The following is a 5,176-nucleotide window of genomic DNA, read 5'->3' on the forward strand; positions in this document are numbered from 1 at the left end:
GGTAGGTCCAACAGAACGTCATGCGGGACGGACCATTCCGAGGCTCGCTGGCCAGGAGTCGTGCAGCGAGCCTGCCTGAACCATGTGCCGCGAAGGTTGCCTAATCACTCACACTGTTCACCTCCCTCTCCTCCGCTGCTGGCAGGGGAGGAGTGTATGGCCCCCGTCGGCGGTGTCCGGTAGGCGGTGAGGGCCGGAAATCCTACGTGGCGCGCCCCGCAGCGAAGTCCAGTGGTAGGTGGCGAGGCGGTCCTGCGGCCGTCCCTTCCCGGCGAGATCGGAACCCGTCCCGCTGATCGGCGTCGGACCTGACGGAGATAGCGGTTTCCAACTGTGGGTAGGCGTGGTCAGCGAGCGCCAGTGCCCGCTGCACGGCTGAATAGTTAGCCGAGATCGTTACGAGTGGCGGTGCGGCCCAGGTCGTCGGATCGAGCGCTGTGGGCGCCAGCGCATCTGATGGTGGGTATTGTAGCCGGCTAGTCGAGCAGAGAGAATAAGGCCACGACTAGCCTAGCGGAGGATGGCCTCATGGTGCTGCGACAGTTGGCTACCGAGGAATGCAAGGACGGCTTCACCTGTCCCGGCGTCTGGGTGGACGACGACGATCCCGATCACGTCATCGTCGTAGGAGTGGTGCGGGACAGTCCGTCGCCGGTGCCGGTCGGCCCTGGTGAGGTGGCTGTCCGCCTGCGGCGGCAGACTGTTCGTGACGCGAGGTTGTGAGGCGGGTGGGATCGTGGACCTGCAAGAGCTGGACCAGATCGTGCGGCGGTCGCTGGTGTCCGCATTTCGGCTGGAGACCCTCCCGCAGTACCTGACCTTGACCGAGCAGGAGGCTGCTGAGTACAGAGAGTGGCAGGCCGGCCGGCCGTTGCCGTTGCCGACCCCGGAGACCAGCTCCTGGCTGGCCCGGCTACAGAGGACGGTCGCAGACGGCTACCGCTGGTACCGCGTACATATCATGGATCACCCGTTGTCGGACTATTCCGAGTTTGAACTGTATGGGTATCAGGCCAACGCGCGGGCGGGAGAGGACATCTACATTGCCGACCGGCACGCGCATCGCGACCTTGACGGTCTGAGGCAGGACTTCTGGCTGATCGACGACGAGATCGCCGTCGTGATGCATTACGACGGCGATGGCCTCTTCCTGCGGCCGGAGCGCGCCGCCGACGCGGCGCCCTACCGGCGGATGCGTGACACCGCGCTCCGCCATGCCGTGCCCCTCGCTGACTACCTAGAGCGCGCTGGGCTCCGGCCTCCTGCATGACTCACCCGCCCGCCGACCGGCGGCGGCTCGCCGACGGATTGCAAACGTTGCGTTTCGACGCCGGCATGTCCACCACGGCGCTGGCGGGCATCTTGGGCTGGTCGCAGTCGAAGGTGTCCAAGACTGAGCTCGGACGCACCATGCCAACGTCGGCCGACGTCGAGGCATGGTGCGTCGCCACCAGGGCGACCGCCGACATCCGCGGCGATTTGGTCCGTCTCGCCGAGCAGGCTGCGCACCAGGCCGTTGAGTGGCGACGTGAACTCGCGCCAGGCCGGCGTCGCAAGCAGGAGGACATCCAGCGCCTTGAGGCCGCGGCATCTGTCGTACGCGTCTTCTCGCCGGACGTGGTTGTCGGCTTGGCACAGATCCGCGCATACGCCGAGGCGGTGTTCCGCCTGGGCCGACGGGTCGGCCCCGTAGCCGAGCCGGGTGAAGGAGTGGTCGAGGCGCGGCTAGCTCGGCAGTCGGTGCTTGCGGACCATCGCAAACAGTTCCAGCTGTTGATGGGCGAGACCGCCCTGCACCGCCAGCTCGTCCCGCCGCGGGTGCTGCGACTACAGCTCAAGCACCTGGCGCAGCTGGCCGTCCAAGCAAACGTCGTGATGGGGGTCATCCCGTTCGTCGGGCCGGAGCGGGTGCACCAGTACCACGGTTTCGCGGTGCTGGGCGAGCCAGGTGTGGACGATGAGGCCCTGGTACTCGCCGAGACCGTCACGCGAGGTGTGACCGTACGGTCGGCTGAGGAAGTGGCCGAGTACGTCGCCCACTTCGAGGGGCTGCGTCGGGGGGCCGTCGAGGGCGACCAGCTCGCCGCGCTCCTCCAGGAGCAGATCACCCGACTCGGCAGCCACTGATGTCTAGTCTTGTCCTCAGATGGAGATTGAGACTAAAGTGATCCTTGGCAACCGAGCGCGGCGGGCGGGTCGGCTGGAAGAGCAGGTGGCCCTTCCTCTCCGAGACGCGGGTTGCGGCCACAACCACGTCGGAACGCCCGTCCAAGCCGGCGGGCGACTGTCACGGCTCGGTCTCCACATGCGTTGGGAAGGAGGCGTTCAACGGCGCTGAACGTGTTGCGCGGTTGTCTATCGAGAGCCCGCGCCTTTGTACGCCGGCCTACGGTGGTGGAATTTTATGTGACCGCGTGGCGCGGTGTCCCGCAATACCCAGGAGGAGTGCGTGATTCATACAGCCAGCGAGGCTGACGCGGGCTTGGCGGCGGAACTGCGCGCCGCGATGGTGGACGGGCTTGCCGCGGATGGTCGGATCATGTCCACAGCGGTTGAGCGTGCCTTCCGCGCGGTGCCGAGGCATGTGTTCGTGCCACCGGGTACGTCATTGGAGGACGCCTACGGCGTGGATAAGGCGCCGATTACCAAGCGGGACGAGAATGGGGTGCACCTGTCGTCGGTCAGTGCGCCGTGGCTCCAGGCCCGCATGATCGCACAGGCTGGGATCGCGCCGGGGATGCGCGTGCTGGAGATCGGCGGCGGCGGCTATAACGCCTCGCTGCTGGCGGAGGTCACCGGCGAAAACGGCCTGGTCGTGAGCGTGGACATCGACCCGGAGGTGACAGCCTGGGCCAGCGCCGCGCTGAAGGCGGCCGGATACGAGGACCGTGTCATGGTCGTAACCGCGGACGGTGAGCGCGGTGAGCCGAGCAACGCCTGCTATGACGCCATCGTGGTTACCGCTGGGGCGTGGGACATCCCGCCTGCCTGGCTCGCCCAGCTCGCGGACGGTGGAACGTTGGTGCTGCCGCTGCGGATGAACACGATCGCTCGCTCGCTCGCGCTCCGACGAGAGGGCGACCACCTGGTCAGCACGTCGGCCGAGGTGTGCGGGTTCGTCGAGATGCAGGGCGAAGGAGCCCGCGCGGAACGGATCTTCAGCCTTCCTGATCCGCGTGGCGGGCATGTGGCGCTCCGCTTCGACGAGCAGATACCCGACGAGCCGGGCCTGCTGGACGGTGCGTTGGCCACCGGGCCGGTGATGGCCTGGTCGGGCGTCGGGATTGGGGACGGCGTGTCGTTCGCTGACCTGCACCTGTGGCTTGCCGGGTTCCTGCCCGGCTTCTGCCGAGTCGCGGCCAGCGACGGCACCGAGCTGGCAGCCGACGGCGTTTGCAAGGCATGGTTTCCCTACGGCGGCGTGCAGGGCGACTCGTTCGCCTGCCTGGCACTGCGCCGGTCGGGTGACGTGGAGTTCGAGTTCGGCGCGCGGGCCTACGGGCAGCACGCCGAGGGTGCGGCGGAGGCGTTGGTCACCCAGATCCGGGAGTGGGACCAGCGCGGCCGGGACCTGCCCGAGTCGGCGTTCACGTTCTGGCCAACCCCAACCACTCCGCCGACCCGGCGGGAACCCACCGGCGTCTTCAGAAAGAACCACGGGATCGTTACCATCTCCTGGCCGTAGACGGGCCAGGATACCCGTTTCCTGCCGCTGGTCGGTGAAATTCCCAGCGACACCCAAACCGGCCAAACATGGCATTTCTATAACCCGACATCACCGGATGACTCGCGAGTAAGAGGAGCAGGTCATGGCACCGCCGACATCCCTCACGGCCACGCAACTCACCACCGAGGACGCCTTCTCCGACGACGACTTTGTGCTGGACATGCGTGTGATCGAATCAACAACGCCGCTCGTGGTCATGATGTGCGACACGAGCGACAACTGCGGGTCCACCTGCGAGGGCAGCGCCTGCAACACCAGTTCCAACGACCCATCCTGAGATGGCCTCTGGGCCGCGCGGGTGTACTCCTGGCCAGATCCCCGCGCGGCCGTTGCAACCGCGTCCGAGGAGCCGCCATGACCAGGAGATACCAGCATCGCGGTTTTGTCCTGGTTCGCTCGACCACGGACCCAGGCGACCTGCCGACTCCGCCGGTCGCGGACGTATCCGATCTGGCAGTCGAGGACGAGGGCTGGGCCTGGTTGGCGAAGGTGTGGGCTCGCGAGGACACGCGTGAGGCCCTGACCATCGCCAGCCCGGATCTCGCCGTGCGGATCGGCGAGCTTATGGCGAACCCGCGACCGGGCCAGGCACGGAAACGGCGCCGCGTGGCGATGTCCGCTGCCTCGTATCTGCTGAGGTGGCAGCGGCGTGTCACGCCGTTCGGCCTTTTCGCCGGAGTCGTCCCCGCCATCATCGGCCCGGCCGCCGGACACCTCGGCCGCGGGCACCGCGCGGTGGCACGCGCGGATGCCGGCTGGGTCGCGGCACTGGCCCATCGGCTCGATCCGCTCGTGCGGGAGCGTCTGACGGTGACGGCGGATAGCACCGCGGTCATCCGGGACGGCCGGCTCATCGTGAGCAGCCGGGCTGATCCCGGTGTCCAGCGGCCGGGTCAGGCACGGGAGCTGTCTGTGCGCTGGACCCGGCCTGTGTGGGCGACGCTGGAGATGGCCGCCTCACCCGTCGGATACGCGGAGCTCGCCTCCAGGCTGGCTGCTCAGTTCCCCGCCGTCGCGCCGGACACCATTCGCTCGATGGTGAACGGGCTGCTCGATGGGGGCTTCCTGATCACCAGCCTGCGCCCGGCGACAACCGCGGTTGACCCGGTGGCGCATCTGACCGAGGCTCTGGTGTCCGCTGGAGCCGAGCAACTACCCAGCGTCGCGCCAGTTCTACACGAGCTTGAGCGAATCAACACTCAGATCCGGGCGCACAACGCGTGCGCCGACACGGCGAAGAGCGCCGCGCTCCGAGCCGAAGTGGCCGGGCGGATGAGGTCTCTGACTTCGATCTCGGGCTATCCGCTGGCCGTGGACGTGCGGCTTGACGGGCGCATCGGCATTCCTCGCCAGGTGCTGGACGAGGCCGCAGCTGCGGCCGACGTCCTCCTGCGCCTGACCACGAGGCCGTTCGGCTCCGCAGCCTGGTTGGATTACCATGCCCGCTTC

At 67.7% G+C, this 5,176-nt stretch carries 6 protein-coding genes; all 6 read left to right on the plus strand.

Going from position 1 to position 5,176, the window contains the following annotated elements:
• Positions 1-528: 528 nt before the first annotated feature.
• Positions 529-723, plus strand: coding sequence for a hypothetical protein (locus U9980_RS21690; protein WP_322769609.1), 195 nt, complete (start codon positions 529-531; stop codon positions 721-723).
• A 13-nt stretch (positions 724-736) separates the two neighbouring features.
• Complete coding sequence (locus tag U9980_RS21695) at positions 737-1,270, plus strand: DUF6879 family protein (RefSeq protein WP_322769610.1); 534 nt, start codon at positions 737-739, stop codon at positions 1,268-1,270.
• Positions 1,267-2,127, plus strand: coding sequence for a helix-turn-helix transcriptional regulator (locus U9980_RS21700; protein ID WP_322769611.1), 861 nt, complete (start codon positions 1,267-1,269; stop codon positions 2,125-2,127). The genes U9980_RS21695 and U9980_RS21700 overlap by 4 nt, the downstream gene beginning before the upstream one ends.
• Positions 2,128-2,449: 322 nt before the next feature.
• Positions 2,450-3,685, plus strand: coding sequence for a methyltransferase, FxLD system (fxlM, locus tag U9980_RS21705; RefSeq protein ID WP_322769612.1), 1,236 nt, complete (start codon positions 2,450-2,452; stop codon positions 3,683-3,685).
• A gap of 124 nt (positions 3,686-3,809) precedes the next feature.
• Positions 3,810-4,004, plus strand: a complete 195-nt coding sequence (locus U9980_RS21710) for an FxLD family lanthipeptide (protein ID WP_322769613.1) — start codon at positions 3,810-3,812, stop codon at positions 4,002-4,004.
• A 77-nt stretch (positions 4,005-4,081) separates the two neighbouring features.
• On the plus strand, positions 4,082-5,176 hold a 1,095-nt coding region (locus U9980_RS21715), incomplete at its 3' end, for a lantibiotic dehydratase family protein (protein WP_322769614.1).

Source organism: Protofrankia sp. Cr1 (assembly GCF_963555865.1).
Classification (GTDB): Bacteria; Actinomycetota; Actinomycetes; order Frankiales; family Frankiaceae; genus Protofrankia.